General features: G+C 69.0%; 14 protein-coding genes, 1 tRNA gene and 1 pseudogene. 5 read left to right on the top strand and 11 right to left on the bottom strand.

Going from position 1 to position 15,788, the window contains the following annotated elements:
• Nucleotides 1-60: 60 nt before the first annotated feature.
• Nucleotides 61-1,242 (bottom strand): MraY family glycosyltransferase, encoded by a 1,182-nt coding sequence (locus ACZ5FU_RS09925; protein WP_468642423.1) that lies wholly within the window; start codon nt 1,240-1,242, stop codon nt 61-63.
• 344 nt (nt 1,243-1,586) lie between these two features.
• On the opposite strand from ACZ5FU_RS09925, the gene ACZ5FU_RS09930 reads away from it, so the two are divergent.
• Both ACZ5FU_RS09930 and ACZ5FU_RS09935 read left to right on the top strand, forming a co-directional pair.
• Nucleotides 1,587-3,878 carry a heterodisulfide reductase-related iron-sulfur binding cluster gene (locus ACZ5FU_RS09930; RefSeq protein ID WP_469045180.1) on the top strand — a complete coding sequence of 764 codons (2,292 nt, stop codon included), beginning with the start codon at nt 1,587-1,589 and terminating at the stop codon, nt 3,876-3,878.
• A 221-nt stretch (nt 3,879-4,099) separates the two neighbouring features.
• Nucleotides 4,100-5,107, top strand: coding sequence for a Yip1 family protein (locus tag ACZ5FU_RS09935; RefSeq protein ID WP_468642419.1), 1,008 nt, complete (start codon nt 4,100-4,102; stop codon nt 5,105-5,107).
• A 256-nt stretch (nt 5,108-5,363) separates the two neighbouring features.
• On the opposite strand, the gene ACZ5FU_RS09940 is transcribed toward ACZ5FU_RS09935, so the two are convergent.
• The 3 genes from ACZ5FU_RS09940 to dcd form a co-directional block, all read right to left on the bottom strand.
• Nucleotides 5,364-6,680 (bottom strand): phosphatase PAP2 family protein, encoded by a 1,317-nt coding sequence (locus ACZ5FU_RS09940; RefSeq protein ID WP_451781744.1) that lies wholly within the window; start codon nt 6,678-6,680, stop codon nt 5,364-5,366.
• A 460-nt stretch (nt 6,681-7,140) separates the two neighbouring features.
• Nucleotides 7,141-7,650 carry a phosphoribosyltransferase gene (locus ACZ5FU_RS09945; RefSeq protein WP_451527786.1) on the bottom strand — a complete coding sequence of 170 codons (510 nt, stop codon included), beginning with the start codon at nt 7,648-7,650 and terminating at the stop codon, nt 7,141-7,143.
• A gap of 7 nt (nt 7,651-7,657) precedes the next feature.
• Nucleotides 7,658-8,233, bottom strand: coding sequence for a dCTP deaminase (gene dcd, locus ACZ5FU_RS09950; RefSeq protein WP_451527787.1), 576 nt, complete (start codon nt 8,231-8,233; stop codon nt 7,658-7,660).
• 534 nt (nt 8,234-8,767) lie between these two features.
• Between dcd and ACZ5FU_RS09955 the strand changes: the two genes are divergently transcribed.
• Nucleotides 8,768-8,841: transfer RNA gene (locus ACZ5FU_RS09955), tRNA-Gly, on the top strand.
• Nucleotides 8,842-9,358: 517 nt separating this feature from the next.
• Here the strand turns inward: ACZ5FU_RS09955 and ACZ5FU_RS09960 are convergent.
• Nucleotides 9,359-10,048: a hypothetical protein gene (locus ACZ5FU_RS09960; RefSeq protein ID WP_469045181.1), complete on the bottom strand. Its 690-nt coding sequence runs from the start codon at nt 10,046-10,048 to the stop codon at nt 9,359-9,361.
• A 189-nt stretch (nt 10,049-10,237) separates the two neighbouring features.
• Here ACZ5FU_RS09960 and ACZ5FU_RS09965 point away from each other — a divergent pair, with 189 nt between their 5' ends.
• Nucleotides 10,238-10,555 (top strand): ankyrin repeat domain-containing protein, encoded by a 318-nt coding sequence (locus tag ACZ5FU_RS09965; RefSeq protein WP_451527789.1) that lies wholly within the window; start codon nt 10,238-10,240, stop codon nt 10,553-10,555.
• Here ACZ5FU_RS09965 and ACZ5FU_RS09970 read toward each other — a convergent pair.
• The 6 genes and pseudogenes from ACZ5FU_RS09970 to ACZ5FU_RS09995 form a co-directional block, all read right to left on the bottom strand.
• Nucleotides 10,545-11,094, bottom strand: a pseudogene (locus ACZ5FU_RS09970) (IS5 family transposase); the annotation flags it as partial. The gene ACZ5FU_RS09965 and the pseudogene ACZ5FU_RS09970 sit on opposite strands and share 11 nt — an antisense overlap.
• A gap of 27 nt (nt 11,095-11,121) precedes the next feature.
• The gene (locus ACZ5FU_RS09975) at nt 11,122-11,472 is read right to left on the bottom strand and encodes a helix-turn-helix domain-containing protein (protein ID WP_451527790.1); all 351 of its coding nucleotides are present in this window, start codon (nt 11,470-11,472) and stop codon (nt 11,122-11,124) included.
• A 9-nt stretch (nt 11,473-11,481) separates the two neighbouring features.
• On the bottom strand, nt 11,482-11,835 hold the full coding sequence (locus ACZ5FU_RS09980) for a type II toxin-antitoxin system RelE/ParE family toxin (protein ID WP_451527858.1): 354 nt from the start codon (nt 11,833-11,835) through the stop codon (nt 11,482-11,484).
• An 851-nt stretch (nt 11,836-12,686) separates the two neighbouring features.
• A complete protein-coding gene (locus tag ACZ5FU_RS09985) occupies nt 12,687-13,085 on the bottom strand; it encodes a PIN domain-containing protein (RefSeq protein ID WP_451527791.1) in 399 nt (132 codons plus the stop codon).
• Nucleotides 13,082-13,360 (bottom strand): hypothetical protein, encoded by a 279-nt coding sequence (locus ACZ5FU_RS09990; RefSeq protein WP_382783625.1) that lies wholly within the window; start codon nt 13,358-13,360, stop codon nt 13,082-13,084. Before ACZ5FU_RS09990 ends, ACZ5FU_RS09985 begins: the two co-directional genes overlap by 4 nt.
• A gap of 729 nt (nt 13,361-14,089) precedes the next feature.
• On the bottom strand, nt 14,090-14,713 hold the full coding sequence (locus ACZ5FU_RS09995; RefSeq protein WP_469045182.1) for a hypothetical protein: 624 nt from the start codon (nt 14,711-14,713) through the stop codon (nt 14,090-14,092).
• Between the two features lie 416 nt (nt 14,714-15,129).
• On the opposite strand from ACZ5FU_RS09995, the gene ACZ5FU_RS10000 reads away from it, so the two are divergent.
• On the top strand, nt 15,130-15,624 hold the full coding sequence (locus ACZ5FU_RS10000) for a hypothetical protein (protein ID WP_469045183.1): 495 nt from the start codon (nt 15,130-15,132) through the stop codon (nt 15,622-15,624).
• Nucleotides 15,625-15,788: the final 164 nt, after the last annotated feature.

Below are 15,788 nucleotides of genomic sequence, written 5' to 3' on the forward strand. Positions count from 1 at the left end.
CTCAAGTGTGCACGACACTCACCGCCCGGTCAACAGACATGAGTCAGCGGGACTCAACTCTTATCCGTTCCTTACACGCAAGGGGCCGTTGACCTGCGATGACGTGATGCGGCGAGGTGCCCGCAAGGGTGATTCGACCGACTCCCGAGGGGGCTGGACCAGGGACGCGGGGGGACGCCGGGAGCGGTGACGGTGCTGCGGGGACAGGCCCTGCCCCTGACGCGCGCGGGTGTACCGGTCCGCACGCGTCCGCGGGCCGGTACGCGCCTGCCCCGGCACACGTCCGCGCACACGCCACAGCACCAGGACGGCGGCCAGGGCGCCGCCCGCCACCCAGAGCGCGGCCGACGCGCCCAGCGTCCCGGCGTGCACCAGCGTCCCCACGAGCACCCCCGGGAGGGCGGCCGCGCCGACGGCCACCGTCACCCCCGCCGGGGTGAGGCCGAGCCGGCGCAGCCGGTGGGCGAGGTGGTCGGGACCGCGGCGCAGCAGCGGGCGCCCGGCCGCGCGCCGGGCCAGCACCACGAGGGCGACGTCGGCCAGGGGGACCGCGGCGAGCGCGAACAGCACGCCCGCCCCGGTGGCCGCGTCCTGCCCCGCGCGCGCGGTGACGGCCGCCGAGGCGAGCAGGAAGCCGGTGAACAGGGCGCCGCAGCCGCCGAGCGCCACGCGCGCGGGGGGCCAGTTGTGCAGGAGGAAGCCGGTCAGCGCGGCGGCGAGCACGCTCAGCAGCATCACCGGCCCGTCCATCAGCTCGGCCGCGGCGCAGGCGGCCGCTCCGAAGGCGGTGACGACCCCGACGGTGCCGGCCGCCCCGTCGGCGTGGTCGAGCGCCCGGAAGGCGAGGGCGGCGCAGACGATCCAGCCGACGGCGGCGACCCCGGCGGGCACACCGGTGTCGGCGTACGGGACGACGAACGCCGCCGCCACGGCCGTACCGACGAGGAGGAACCGGGTCTTGAGCCCCCAGACGTCCGCCACCAGCCCGAGGGCGGCGACGCCCGCCCCGCCGGCGAGGAGCGCGCGGGTCCCCCCGTCGAGCGGCGCGAGGCCGGTGCGGTCGCCGGTGACGGCGACCGCGCAGGTGGCGAGCACGACGGCCACTCCCCCGGACAGCGGCACGCGTCGCTGGCGCTGCCGCCGGTCGAGCAGTCCGAGCCGCAGGGCGGGCACGCGCAGCAGCGCGGCGAGGACGGCGGTGAGCAGCAGGGCGGTGGCGGCGGCGGCGATCCCGTAGAGCACGGCTATAAATTAGTCATAAATGTATCTATTTGGTACGAATAACACGGTCGGATTTCCCCCGCCCTCCGAGCCGGCCCCGAACCGTTTCCCGCACCGCCCCTCGAACCCCCTCCGGCGCTCCCGCCGGGTCCCCTCCAGCCCTCCCGCCGGGCCCCTTCCGGGCAGGCCGCCGCGCCGCTCCCGCCCCTGACCTGAGGTGACCCTCAGCGATCCAGATCACCCCGTGCCCGGCTACAGTGCGGCGGAAGATAGGGGTAGTCTCAGACGGACTGCATAAGTTACCGCTTAGTAATGTCGGCGCCGCCGACGAGACCCCGCAAACCTCGCAGGCCCGAGGAGCCCCCATGCAACTCGCCGCGATCATCGTGTCGCTGGCCCTGACCGTGGTCGGCGTCGCCCTGCTCGCCCGCGCCATCGGCCAGTTCGTCCGGTACTTCAAGCTGGGCCAGCCGGTCCCGGCCGGCACCCGGACCGACAACCCCTACCAGCGCAGCGTGACACTCGTACGCGAGTTCCTCGGCCACACGCGCATGAACCGCTGGGGCATCGTCGGCGTCGCCCACTGGTTCGTGGCCGTCGGCTTCCTGACGCTGCCGCCCACCCTGGCGCAGGCCTTCGGCCAGCTCTTCCAGGCCGACTGGACGCTGCCCCTGATCGGCACGTTCCTGCCGTTCGAGATGTACATCGAGTTCATCGGCGTGATGACGATCCTGGGCATCGCCGTGCTCATCGTGATCCGCCTGCTGAGCCTGCCCTCGCGCCCCGGCCGCAAGTCCCGCTTCGCGGGCTCCAAGTCCGGTCAGGCGTACTTCGTGGAGTACGTCATCCTCACCATCGGCCTCGCCATCTACGTGCTGCGCGGCCTCGAGGGCGCGCTCCACCACGTCGAGCACTACGAGGCCGGCTACTTCGCGTCGTACCCCCTGGTCCTCGCGTTCAAGGGCCTCTCGGTCGGCACCCTGCAGAACCTCGTCTACCTCGCGGCGATGATCAAGATCGGGACGTCCTTCGTCTGGATGATCGTCGTCTCGCTCAACACCAACATGGGTGTCGCCTGGCACCGCTTCCTCGCCTTCCCGAACATCTGGTTCAAGCGCGAGGCGACCGGCGGCACGGCCCTGGGCGCCCTCCAGCCGATGACCTCCGGCGGCAAGCCGATCGACTTCGCCGACCCCGGCGACGACGACGTCTTCGGCGTCTCCCAGGTCGAGCAGTTCTCCTGGAAGGGCCTGCTGGACTTCTCCACCTGCACCGAGTGCGGGCGCTGCCAGTCGCAGTGCCCCGCCTGGAACACCGGCAAGCCGCTCTCCCCGAAGCTCCTGATCATGTCGCTGCGGGACCACGCGCACGCCAAGGCGCCCTACCTGCTCGCGGGTGGCGGCAAGTCCATGGAGGGCGAGGAGAAGGCGTCCGAGGAGCAGCTCCGGGACGTCCCCGCCGCCGCGCTGGCCGAGGCCGAGCGCCCCCTCATCGGCACCGCCGAGGAGAACGGCGTCATCGACCCGGACGTCCTGTGGTCCTGCACCACCTGCGGCGCCTGCGTCGAGCAGTGCCCGGTCGACATCGAGCACGTCGACCACATCGTCGACATGCGCCGCTACCAGGTCATGATCGAGTCCTCGTTCCCGTCCGAGGCGGGCACGATGCTCAAGAACCTGGAGAAGAAGGGCAACCCCTGGGGCCTGGCCAAGAAGCAGCGCCTGGAGTGGACGAAGGAAGTCGACTTCGAGGTGCCGGTCGTCGGCAAGGACATCGAGGACCTCTCCGAGGTCGAGTACTTGTACTGGGTCGGCTGCGCGGGCGCCCTCGAGGACCGCACCAAGAAGACCACCAAGGCCTTCGCCGAACTCCTCCACATCGCGGGCGTCAAGTTCGCGATCATGGGCGGCGACGAGAAGTGCACCGGTGACTCCGCCCGCCGCCTCGGCAACGAGCCCCTGTTCCAGGAGCTCGGCATGGAGAACGTCATGGCACTGAACATGGCGTTCGGCGAGGAGACGGACGACGAGGGCAAGGTCGTCGAGGCGTCGCGCAAGCCGACGTCGGCGAAGAAGATCGTCGCCACCTGCCCGCACTGCCTCAACACCCTCGGCAACGAGTACCCGCAGCTCGGCGGCGACTACGAGGTCATCCACCACACCCAGCTGCTCCAGCACCTCGTCGACGAGGGCAAGCTGATCCCGGTGACCCCGGTCGACGGCCTCATCACCTACCACGACCCGTGCTACCTGGGCCGCCACAACAAGATCTACTCGCCGCCGCGGGAGATCATGACCGCGGTGCCCGGACTGCGCCAGCAGGAGATGCACCGCCACAAGGAACGCGGCTTCTGCTGCGGCGCCGGCGGCGCGCGGATGTGGATGGAGGAGCGGATCGGCAAGCGCATCAACAACGAGCGTGTCGACGAGGCCCTGTCCCTGAACCCCGACATCGTCTCCACCGCCTGCCCGTTCTGCCTGGTCATGCTCACGGACTCCGTGAACGGCAAGAAGAACGAGGGCAAGGCCAAGGAGTCCGTCCAGGTCGTGGACGTCGCCCAGCTCCTCCTCGACTCCGTCAAGACCCCGGTCGACGACGAACCCCCCGCGGGCTCGGCCGAGTCGGAGAACGAGCCGGAGCCCCAGCCGGTGAAGTGACCGCCGGCACCGGTACGCCGCGACGCCCCCGTCCCCCGCGGACGGGGGCGTCGTCGTACCGGCGGCCGTGCGGGGACCCCGGCGACCGGCCGCGACGGCCGCGACGGCCGCGACGCGGGTCGTCGGCCGCCGGTACCACGGCCGTTCGGCGGGTCCCGGCCCCGGCGCCGGGACCCGCCCCGCGGGTCACCCGGACGGTCGCACGGGTGACCCCTTAGGGGATGTCACAGGTCGGCCGCAATGCCGCCCCCGGAGGGCCGGGCCCCGCACGTCACTCTCCGGGACCAGGTACGTTCGATGACGTGGCTGGATTCAGGATCGGACGAGGCGGCCGGGACGGCCGCGCCCCGCAAGCGCGACCCCATGACCCTCCCCGCGGGCGGCAGACGCCCCCGGGGCCGTCGCCGCACGGCTACTCGCCGCAGCAGCAGCCGTACCCGCCGCAGCAGCGGCCGCAGTACGGCGGCGGGGGCGGAGGCCAGCAGTGGCCCCCGTCCGACGGCGGCGGCCAGGGCGGCGGCGAGCCGGAGTACTTCGGCGGCGGCGACCACTACGGTGCGCCCCCGCACGACCCGTACGCCGCGAACAACCCGGGTCACACCCAGGCGTTCTCGATCGACGACCACCAGCAGTACAACCAGGGCGAGACGTACCACGCGGGCGCCGCGGCCCCGGCCGGCCCGACCGGCCCGCGCCTGCACTGGAAGCAGCTCCTGCGGGGCGTCGTCCTCTCCCCCGACCAGACCTTCCTGCGGATGCGGGACTACACGCTGTGGGGCCCCGCCCTCGTCGTCACCTTCCTCTACGGCCTGCTCGCGGTGTTCGGCTTCGACGACACCCGCGAGGACACGATCAACGCGACGCTGTCCAACGCGATCCCGATCGTCCTGACGACGGCCGTGGCGATGGTGATCAGCACCTTCATCCTGGGCGTCGTCACCCACACCCTGGCCCGCCAGCTCGGCGGCGACGGCGCCTGGCAGCCCACGGTGGGCCTCTCCATGCTGATCATGGCCCTCACGGACGCGCCGCGCCTGGTCTTCGCCATGTTCCTGGGCGGCGACGCGTCGTTCGTGCAGCTGCTGGGCTGGGCCACCTGGGTGGCCGCCGGCGCCCTCCTCACCGTCATGGTGAGCCGCTCCCACGACCTGCCCTGGCCGAAGGCCCTGGGCGCCTCGGCGATCCAGCTGGTCGCCATCCTGTCGATCGTGAAGCTGGGCACCTTCTGACCCCGCCCGGCAACGACACGGAGAAGGCCCCCGGACATCCGGGGGCCTTTCCGGTTTTGGAGGTCCGGAGGGGACGGCGTCTCGCGGGGGCCGACGCCGGCCGGGGCCGTCTGACGCCCGCCGTCCAGGGACGGCGGGCGTCCGGGGCCGACGCCGGCCGAGGGCGGCGGGCGCCCAGGGACGGCGAGCGTCCGGGGCCGGTGCCGTCCGGGAACGGCAGGCGTCCGGGAACGGTGCCGGCCGGGGGCGGCGGGCGTCAGACAGCCGGCTCGGGCTGCGGTTCGGGTTCCGGCGCCGGCACGGCCTTCGGCTCCCACCGCGCGGTCGTCCGTACGTAGCCGTAGATCACCGAGCCCATCGCCAGCAGGAGAAGCGGTCCGAACACCCACGGGTGCGCGGCCATCTGCGACGGCAGGTAGCGGTACGACAGCAGCAGCGCGGCGAAGACCGCCGCGCCGTACGCGGCCAGCCGCAGCCCCGACCGGTCCCAGCCGTGGTCGAACGCGCGCAGGGCCGCCTCGATGGTGAGCGTGAACACCACTCCGGCGATGAGGTCGGCGCCGTAGTGGTAGCCGAATCCCAGCGTCGCGCAGAGGGTGGCGATCAGCCAGAACGTGCCCGCGTACCGCAGGACGCGCGGGCCCTTGCGGGAGTGGATGAAGATCGCGGTGGCCCACGCCGTGTGCAGGCTGGGCATGCAGTTGCGCGGAGTGATCCCGTCGAAGGACATGAGGGCCGGGGCCTGGAGCGGCGGCGGTGTCTGCGGCCACAGGTCGCCCACGGCCCACGGTTCGCTGGGCGGCATGTCCGGCGCCCACAGGCTGACGTCCGCCCAGTGTTCGGCGCCCGTGCCGTAGGCGAAGATCGGTCCGACCACCGGGTAGACCATGTAGAAGGCCGGACCGATGAGGCCGATCACCAGGAAGGTGCGCACCAGGTGGTGGCGCGGGAAGCGGCGTTCGGCCGCCACGTTGCGCAGCTGGTACAGCGCGGCGACGACCGCGGCGACCGCGAGCTGGCCGTAGACGAAGTCGAGGAAGTTGAAACCGATCGGGCCACTGGCCGTCACGATCCGGCCGACCAGCCACGAGGGGTCGCCCAGCGCGTGGTCGGCGGTCGCCACGTACTGGTCGAGCACGAGGGGCCGGGTCTCCGAGGTGATGAGCAGCCAGGTGTCACCGGTCTTGCGGCCCGCCATCAGCAGCAGGGCCAGCGCGACCCCCTTCAGCAGCAGGACGCGTTCCCGGCCGGTGCGGCGCGTGACGGCGAAGACCGCGCAGCCGAGGGTCACCCACAGGGCGCCGTTGCCGAAGGGGTGGCCTTCGGTCACCTCGATGCCGAACACCCACCGCACCGCCAGGAAGGCGACGTCGACGCCGATCGCGGCGCCGAGGGCGATCGCCCGCTGCCGCCAGGTGAGCACCACCATCATCAACGCCATGGAGGCGTACAGCAGGCCACCCGACTTGGGCGGGAAGATCACTTCCCGTGCCTGCGTGGTCATCGGCCCCGGCAGGCCGAGACGACGCGCCACGATCTCCAGCGCGACGAGGAATCCGAGGGCCACGGCCATTCCCGCGGTCCACAGGATCACCCGGGGCCGGCGCCACACGGAGTTCCCGGTTATGCCTTCTCTTCGCGAAAACACCCGCGATGCTATAGGTATCAATTGTTTGACCGATTTAGTAGTTTTCGACTGACCAAGGTGATCGACACGTCGGACGGCATGGCCTTCCGGTGAAGGAAGGGCGACAGGGCGTTCATCGCGAGTTCGAACATGTTAGCGGCGCGGTACGGACGGATTACACGGAAGGCCCGTTTCGTGAGCGGCCCCACTCCCGGGCGAACCGGATCCCCCGGGCCACCGCCGCCCGGCCGGCCGTCGGCACCGGCCCTCACCGGGCTCGATGGAGGAAAAGGCCGGAGATGCGGAGAAAATCCAGGGAAGGCCGAGAACGAGAGGCGAGAACCGGAGAAGGCGAATGGCCGGGACCACCGTGGCGATCCCGGCCATTCGTCTTCTCCGGCTCGGGTCAGAGGGCTTCTTCGGACGGAGTGACCGGCTCCCCCGACCTGCGGACGACGGGCAGGACGCTCCACGGGAAGTTGATCCAGTCGTCGGTGCGCTTCCAGACGTATTCGCACTTCACGAGGGAGTGGGACTTCTCGTAGATCACGGCGCTGCGGACCTCGGCGACGGCGTCGAGGCAGAAGTCCCGCACCAGCTTGAGCGTCTTGCCGGTGTCGGCGACGTCGTCGGTGATCAGGACCTTCTTGTCGGAGAAGTCGATCACGTCGGGCACGGGCGCGAGCATGACGGGCATGTCGAGGGTGGTGCCCACTCCGGTGTAGAACTCGACGTTCACCAGGTGGATGTTCTTGCAGCCGAGGGCGTACGCGAGCCCGCCGGCGACGAACACCCCGCCGCGGGCGATGCTGAGCACGATGTCGGGCGCGTAGCCGTCGTCGACGATGGTCTGGGCGAGCTCGCGGACGGCGACGCCGAACCGCTCGTAGCCGAGGTCCTCCCGCGCGTCGCTCATACGCCGCTCACACCTGGGTGCGGTGGAAGTTGAGGAAGGAACGGGAGGCGGTCGGTCCGCGCTGCCCCTGGTAGCGGGAGCCGTACCGCTCGCTGCCGTAGGGGTGCTCTGCGGGCGAGCTGAGCCGGAACATGCACAGCTGCCCGATCTTCATGCCCGGCCACAGCTTGATGGGCAGGGTGGCGAGGTTGGACAGCTCCAGGGTGACGTGCCCGGAGAAGCCGGGGTCGATGAAACCGGCGGTCGAATGCGTGACGAGCCCGAGCCGGCCGAGCGAGCTCTTGCCCTCGAGCCGGGAGGCGAGGTCGTCGGGGAGCGTGACGACCTCGTAGGTGGAGGCCAGGACGAACTCCCCGGGATGCAGGATGAACGGCTCGTCGCCCTCCGGCTCCACCAGCCGCGTGAGGTCCGCCTGCTCGACCGAGGGGTCGATGTGCGGGTACCGGTGGTTCTCGAACACCCGGAAGTAGCGGTCGAGGCGCACGTCGACACTGGACGGCTGCACCATGGATTCGTCGTAGGGATCGATCCGTACCCGTCCGGCGTCGATCTCGGCCCGGATGTCCTTGTCAGAGAGAAGCACGTCCCGAGGATACGCAAGGCGCGCGGACCGGCCGTCATCAGGACGATTCCGCGCGCCAGGCTGCTGCCGCTGGTGCCGCTCGCTGCTCCCGCAGCTCGCCGCTACCGCTTCTCGAAGGTCACCGGCACCACGCTGCGGAGCCGGGCGCACCGAGGACACCGGACGAGCCGTCCGGGACCGAGCCGCTCGGCCTGCTGCATCGGGAACGAAGCGGTGCTGAACACGTGCCCATCGGCACAACGGACGACGGTGTGAGCCATCAAAGTCGTCGAGTCCCTTCCCCAAGAGCCGCGTCCGGCTGCTGCTCGCCGGACGACGAAAGCCACATTACGGGAGGAAGGAAACGATCCTCCAGGCGGCACTCCGTCCACGCCCGGACCCTCTCCTACCCCACCACCGTACGCCCCAACTCCCTTTCCGAGCACCCGTGTCCCGCCCCTCGAAACGCACTCGGCCCCCAGGGCTTCAGCGCCGGGGGCCGGGGATGGGGTAGAGTTACCGCGCGATCAGACACCGGCCCGGCCGGCGTCTTACGCGGGTGTAGTTTAATGGTAGAACATCAGCTTCCCAAGCTGAGAGCGCGAGTTCGATTCTCGTCACCCGCTCCACGAAGAAGGCCCAGGTCATCGACCCGGGCCTTTTTGCTGTGCCTGATCTTCAGTTGTCGCGTGCCAGATTCGTGCCAGAAGGCTTGCCCGGCGCTCTCCCGGCCGCGGCAGCCCGCGCCTTCCGCACGGTGGCGTCGAGGCGGCTCGCTCCGCTCCCCGCACCTGGCCCGACCCCCGGCCGGGCCTGCGCCCCTGTCTCCGCCCCGCTCCAGCCCGGCCGGCGCCCGTGCCACGCGCACAGAGCAATCAGCCACCTGGTGCCAGAGAAGAGTTACGCCGTGGCTGGGGGGGGCGGCTCCACGGCTTTACGGAGCCACTTTGGCGCGAGCCTCGAAGAACATGGCCCCAACGTCGTGCTTTACCGGGCAGGTCCACAGACTGCCCGACGCGCCGGAAACTTATGGGGCCATGATCACTCGCGCCGAAGCAGCGCCACACCAAAGCCGCTCCACCGACCTCACGTACATCCGTGCGCGTCCCTGTGGGGTCGACCGTTGCTTCTACGGGGAACTTGTCGTCAGCCGATGCCGCTCATGTCCAGCACCTTGGTCTTGTCAGGGGGCTGGACGTCCAATGGCTCATCGAAGGCACTGAACGACGTGGTGGTCTGGAATTCGTCGTCCTTGTAGACGACCTTGAGGATGTATGGCTTGCCCTCGGTAGCAACGTAGAAGGTGAAGGAGCCGTCCTTCTCGTCGGCTACCTTCAACGGAATCGCTGGGGCGCCGTCGACCTTGGTCGGTTCGCCCTTGTCCGCCTGACCGAAAGAGGCGAACTCATACGTGCACTGGGAGAGCCCGTCTCCCGGCTGTGACTTGCTGGCAGAGGTTTTACCCCAACGATCCTGCTTCTCCGCGCCGACCATGTGCCAGCCCGACTCCTCGAGGTACGTCCGATTCGGGCGGACGTAGTCCGTCCCGTCGATCCGGATTTGTTCGAGGCTGGCACCTGTGGCTGAGGTCGACTTGAACGCGCACTTGCCCTTGAGGTCGGTTGTCAGACGGCTGGAGCGATCATCACCCCTGGTCACTTTGGTGACCGTGTCGATGGTCACTGACGTCAGAGCTCGCATCCTGGCATTCGCGTCGTCAAGCATCTGATCGGCGGAGAGCGGCTCCGCCCCGCTGCCGTCTGCACAGCCAGTTACGGCGCCCCCCATGACCAGGCAGGCCAAGACCGCCATCACGGCGGTCGGTATCGTTCGCACGAGAACCCCCCTCAGTTTGAACCGGATCATGCTACGGGACTCGGGCCGCCCGCAGCGTCGGAGGACGGCTGCGATACAGCAGCGCGATACAGCAACCACCGTGACCGCAGTAAGAGGTCATCTCATTTGGCGATCGAAGGAACATGAATTCGCTGGTGAGAGTCGGTTATTGGGCGGTTGAATGACGTCGTGAGTGACTATTGGACGCCGGCCCATCACGCGGTGGAGCACGATGATGTGGAGATCTTGGCTCGGCTGCTGGCCAAGGGAGCGGACCCGGACGAGGTCTTCGGAAACATGACGCTGTTGACGCACGCGATCGATATGGAGGGGGACGGAGCCTTGCAAACCGGGCATCCGTTGACCGTGCACACCACGGCGGTGCTGCTGGCCTTCGGCGCAGATCCACAGCTCGCGGATCCCGATGGGCAAACCCCCATGGACTTGGCCGAGCACTACGGGCATGACTTGGCGATTGAGCTACTACAGCGGCACTTCAGCAGGTGAGTCTGCGGTGGCAGATGAGGGTGCAGGCGATGCTGGTGAAGGCCAGAAAGTGCTCGGCTTTGCGCTCGCAGCGGCGGTGCAGGCGGCGGCATCCGGCGAGCCAGGACATCGTGCGCTCTACGGTCCAGCGGTGGCGGCCCAGCCGCGTGGAGGACTTGACGCCCTTGCGGGCTATGCGGTGCCTGATGCCGCGCCCGCGTAACCATCGCCGCAGGTGGTTGCAGTCGTATCCCTTGTCGGCGTGGAGCTTTCCCGGCCTGCGTCGCCGGAGTCCGCGTCGGGAGCGGATCGGCGGTATGCCCTTCACGAGCGGGATCAGCGCCTGACTGTCGTGCAGGTTCGCCCCCGAGATTCCGGCGGACAGGGGCAGACCGGTCCGTTCGGTGATCAGGTGGATCTTCGAGCCGTACTTGCCCCGGTCGACAGGATTCGGACCCGTCAGATCCCCTTTTCATGGCCCGCATGTTCACCGAGTCGATCGCGCAACGGGACCAGTCCAGCTCGCCGCGGGCGCCGAGCTCGTCCAGAACGAGACGGTTGCATTGCACGCAAAGCCTTCGGGCCGGCTACGCCGCCGCGCTGCCTTGATCGCCACTTGCCGGCATCCGCAGCGTGTGATCACCGAAGTCGGCAACCAGGTCCAGCCTGCCGCCGAGCGCCTCGACGTAACGTGCGATGACATCGAGAGTGGCGGCCTCACCGTGCTCGATCTGGGATACACGAGCGATGCTCACACCCATACGGCCAGCCACGTCCCTCTGGGTCAGCCTGCACTGATTGCGCGCCTCGGCGAGTTGATGACCACGGGCCTCCGCCAGCAGACGACGCGAACCATCTTCCACCTCAGCGGGATCCACGCCGGCCGAGTACAGCTCCTGCTCCAGGGTCTCCCAGTCCTGTGGGGTCTTCTTGGGCATGCTCACTCCTCAGTCCTCCGTGTCACCGGTGTAGTCGCGATAAAGCTGTTCAGCCAGAGGAATGTTGTCGCGGTACCAACGATCCCAGTTTCCCGCCTTGTCGCCGCCGAGGAGCAGCAGGGCCGAACGAGTCGGATCAAAGGCGAAGATGATCCGGATCTCGGACCGGCCACCCGATCCCGGCCTCAGCTCCTTGAGGTGATGCAGGTCCGATCCCTTCAGCCGGTCCACAAGAGGACGGCCCAGAGTGGGGCCAGAGTCACGCAGTGCGGTAACGGCCTGGGCGACCTGAGAGGCAGAACCGAGATCCTCCTTGATCAGCTGCCGGAACCACTCCGCGTACTCATCGGTGACCTTGATCACCCAGCTCAAGACGACTCCCCTTCGACACCAGTATGAGCAGATTAAGATTTTCCTTAAACGACGGCAAGCTGACTGTTCCGGCACTGACCTCGCTGACAGGACTCCCTCATGAACCACCACTCCTGGTGGGAGGCCCCGTATCTCACCACGCTCAGAAGCTCACGCCACACACGAATGACGGTGCCCTCGTCCAGCAGGAGTTCTCGCACCTGGCGGAGCCGCACGCGCATCACGAACAGCCCCACGGCGGCGCCCCATCCCACGGTGATCCACCCCATCGGGCTGCCTCCTCACCTCGGGCAGCAGGGTCCTCGCCATGAGGGCCGAGGTCTTTGCCTGCAGAGGCAAATCTCGATCTTGAGTCGCGGTATCGCGCCGCGCCCACCGCCGTGGGCACCACGGCTGCCCGTCATGGAGATCAAAGTCCGCGGGGAAGAAGCGGCATTTTGCGATCTTGCGGACAAGGGCAGGGGGCCGACATCCATGTGCAGTCGCGACGCCCCCTCAGTCGACCTCGCGTCGACGAGCCCGAGCACGGAGGAGGCGACACAGGCACGGCACTCGTCCACCTCACGGCGTCGTGCCCATAGCGTGCCCTTCAGAGCGGAGAACCACGGTCAACAGCGGTGCCACCAAGCACTCACACCTGCAGTGGTGCACAGAATCTGTGCAGTTCAGCAGCCATGCGGTCACCCAATCGCCGTCGCTTCCCAAGCTGAGAGCGCGAGTTCGGCTCTCGTCACCCGCTGCACGAAGAAGGCCCAGGTCATCGACCCGGGCCCCGTTGTTCTATGCCGCACTGGAGTGACGCATGTCGGAACCGCGCCACCGCACTTCGCACCCCACGGCGATCAGACTTTCTCCGCCACCACTCGCGGATGTTCGGCAGTGAGCAAGTCGATGTCCTCGACGTCGGACGTAAGAACCGTCACCCGGCCCGCATGCTGCAGGGCGGTCGCGCACAACATGGCATCGATGGCGTACTTGTGACCGTGCACCCCGGCACCACGCAGCAGGGCGGCGGCGGTCTGGGCCAGAGGCTGGGTGACCGGCTCGACGCGCACACGTGAAAGCATCCATCGCAGCGCGGCGTCATCGAGCCTCGGATGGATCACCTCGACCAGCACTGCGGCCGACGTCACGACCGGGAGATCAGCCTCCCGGGCGGCCACCAGCCATTCGTGCACCTCCCGATCCCGCTGCACGGCCTTCGCCAGTCCTTCACTGTCCAGGATCAGAGCGCCGCTCACGCGGCGGCCTCGGTCCCGGAGGCATCCCCGACGAGCCGGGCCCGCTTCGCCGCCACCGCCTCCGGGTCGGCAGGACCGTGGACCTTCTCGAAGTCGGCGATCAGTTCGTCGAGGTTGTCCCGCTCGATCTGTCGCTGTGCCGCCCTCTCCAGGTACGCGGACACCCCACGCTTGCCGACCCGCTCACGGATCGCGTGCAGAGTGCCGGCGCTGAGCGTGACGGAGATACCACTGCTGGGGCCGTCGCCAGGGGGGAAGCCGGTGTCATCAACCATGGCACTCATTATGGCATTGGAAATGCCATAATGCGACACGCCCGGGCACAAGGCACCTCCCCTCCCCCAGGATCAAGCCCCCGCGCGCCAAGGCTCCTCACCTTCGTCCGCACCTTTCCCGACGCTGCGGGAAGCAATGCCAGCGCCCCCTACTCACCGACAAGTCACGGACAGCCAAGTCGGGGTGAGGCATCGGCCACCTACCCTCGCCTTCGCCGACGAGTAGCGACACTGGTACTACGGAAGTGACTTGGCAGCTGGCGTGACGTGTTGCCGCCGCACCACCAACGCACCAGATGGAGCGGGGAGCAGCGAGGAGTCACGGTGAACGCGGCCAAGACGGATGAGTCCTCGTCCCGGACGGTCGCCCAGCTCTGCGCTTGGACGTGCCACACCTGATCGCAGCTTCCCGAGCTGAGAGCGCGAGTTCGATTCTCGTCACCCGCTCCACGTGAAACCCCCAGGTCATCGACCCGGGGGTTCTTTGTTGTCCAGACCGGTGGGCGGGGTGCGCACCACATCCGCACCACAAGGGCACCGCTGGCTGTGTGTGGGCTTCTCGTCGTGGTGCGCGGGGCCGTCGTGGTCCTCGCCCTTGTGGTGCTTCGCACGTTCGGCGCGGACCAGGTCGTCGAGGCCGGCCGAAGCAGCCTGACTGTCATCAGTGAGGCACGCGGCTTGTCACAGATCATCGTTCAGGACCACCGTGGCCGACTGGGAAACGGCCTCTCAGTATCTCCAGCTGGCGTAGACGGTGATGTTCTCACCATTGTCCCTGGCTCCGACGCACACGTCGCGCCAGTCGAGCAGCCAGCCGCTGGGGCGGCAGTTCTCCTGCTGGAGGCCCAGCTTGCGGATGATCTCCGGGTGGGACAGGCCGTCCTTGCTGGTGACCGTCGCGGCGCGCCAGCAGCCGCCGGAACCGCAGCTGGTGCCTTCGTCGAACATGCTGATGCCTGGCGGCAACGAGGGGAGGGCCTCGGCCGGCGGGGCGTCCGAGCCTTCGCTGATCATCAGTGCGTACAGGAGGCCGACCACGAGGGTGAGGGCGAACTGCGTCCCCAGGAAGCCGATCGCTCCGTTGCGGAGGGAGATCCATTCCGGGGGAGGAGAGCCCTCGTGTCGTCCTTCCAGTCCCGCGCCGCAGGCGATGAGCAAGGGCGCGAGAACCGTGAACAGGAGATGGGCGTCGGGTCCGGGAGCGTCGATCCAGTCCCGCTGGACACTGATCAGCAGACCGGCTCCGACGAGCAGCACGCCGCCGATCGCGAAGCCGACGGGGCGGGTACGGGCGATCGTCGTCCAGACGACGGCCGGCGCGACGGCGAAGAGTATCCCCAGAGCGATCAGCATGTACGGGGGGACGTGCGGCCCCGAGTGCCCGGTTCCCCACGGCCGGGGCTCATCTCAGGCCTGCAGGACGGTCGTTCATGCCGTGAGTGCGGCGAACTCCTTCATCGGCGTTCGAGGACGTCCAGGCGCGTTCCGCAGCCGGCTCGGTAGAACTCGGTAGGGGGCGCCGACCGCCCGCGCACACGTCACACGTCACACGTCAACGGCCCTGTACGCGACTGCGTGGGCCACCACCGCAGTGGGAAAGCGTGCGGGTGCGCAGGCGCGGCATACCGGCCGGACCGCTACTCCTGGACGGGAAGATCGGGATGGCCGGCCAGAAAGATCATGTAGGTGATCGCCGCTGCCGCCCCCAGGAGAGACAGCACGGCACCCACCACGGCTCGCGACCTGCTCGCTCGACCCGACTTTGATGCGTGGTACTCGACGCGGGCTCCAAGGTGGACGCACCGTGCACGGTGGACCAGTTGGAGCCGGCCCTCGAGAAGGGCGCAGTGAACGCCGACGTGGAGATGAAGGACGGCGTCGCGACCCTGGTGACCGAGCGCCGCGCCCCGCGACAGGGCTCCTCGTCCGGCTCCGACGGTGGTTCCGACTCCCGCGAGACCGTCGTCGACGGCATCGACGACGGCAAGGGCGTCGACGGGGCCTGGTTCGGCAACGTCTCGTACCTGGCGCCGGGCACGTACACCGTCTCCGGCATGAAGGGCGTCGAGCAGCAGTTCCTCGTCGCCGACGGCACGAAGATCGCGGGGTACGACGACATCTGCGACGCCGTGCACGCCGGGCCGGGCGGCGAAGGCGGCGCCGGGTGCGCCGAGGCCGAGCTGGAGGCGGCCGCCAGGAAGGGCTTCTCCGCGAAGGCCGGGATCGGCAACGGCATCGCGACCATCATCACCGACGACCACTGAGCCACTGCCGTGGGGGGGGGGGGGGGGGGGGGGGGGGGGGCGGGGGGGCGGGGCGCGGGGGGGGGGGGGGGGCGCGGCCCCCCGCCCGGCCCGAAGAACCCGCCCCGGTGTCCGGGGAACCCGTCCTGGTCTCCGGGGAACCCGCCTCGGTGTCCGGCGTGCCG

It is taken from the genome of Streptomyces sp. NPDC031554 (assembly GCF_055580685.1).

What these genes read in the sequence shown, in the direction of transcription:
- ACZ5FU_RS09930 (WP_469045180.1), top strand. Translation starts at nt 1,587, where the DNA reads ATGCAACTCGCCGCGATCATCGTGTCGCTGGCCCTGACCGTGGTCGGC.
- ACZ5FU_RS09935 (WP_468642419.1), top strand. Translation starts at nt 4,100, where the DNA reads ATGTCACAGGTCGGCCGCAATGCCGCCCCCGGAGGGCCGGGCCCCGCA.
- ACZ5FU_RS09940 (WP_451781744.1), bottom strand. Translation starts at nt 6,680, where the DNA reads ATGGCCGTGGCCCTCGGATTCCTCGTCGCGCTGGAGATCGTGGCGCGT.
- ACZ5FU_RS09945 (WP_451527786.1), bottom strand. Translation starts at nt 7,650, where the DNA reads ATGAGCGACGCGCGGGAGGACCTCGGCTACGAGCGGTTCGGCGTCGCC.
- ACZ5FU_RS09975 (WP_451527790.1), bottom strand. Translation starts at nt 11,472, where the DNA reads ATGCCCAAGAAGACCCCACAGGACTGGGAGACCCTGGAGCAGGAGCTG.
- ACZ5FU_RS09990 (WP_382783625.1), bottom strand. Translation starts at nt 13,360, where the DNA reads ATGGTTGATGACACCGGCTTCCCCCCTGGCGACGGCCCCAGCAGTGGT.
- ACZ5FU_RS09995 (WP_469045182.1), bottom strand. Translation starts at nt 14,713, where the DNA reads ATGCTGATCGCTCTGGGGATACTCTTCGCCGTCGCGCCGGCCGTCGTC.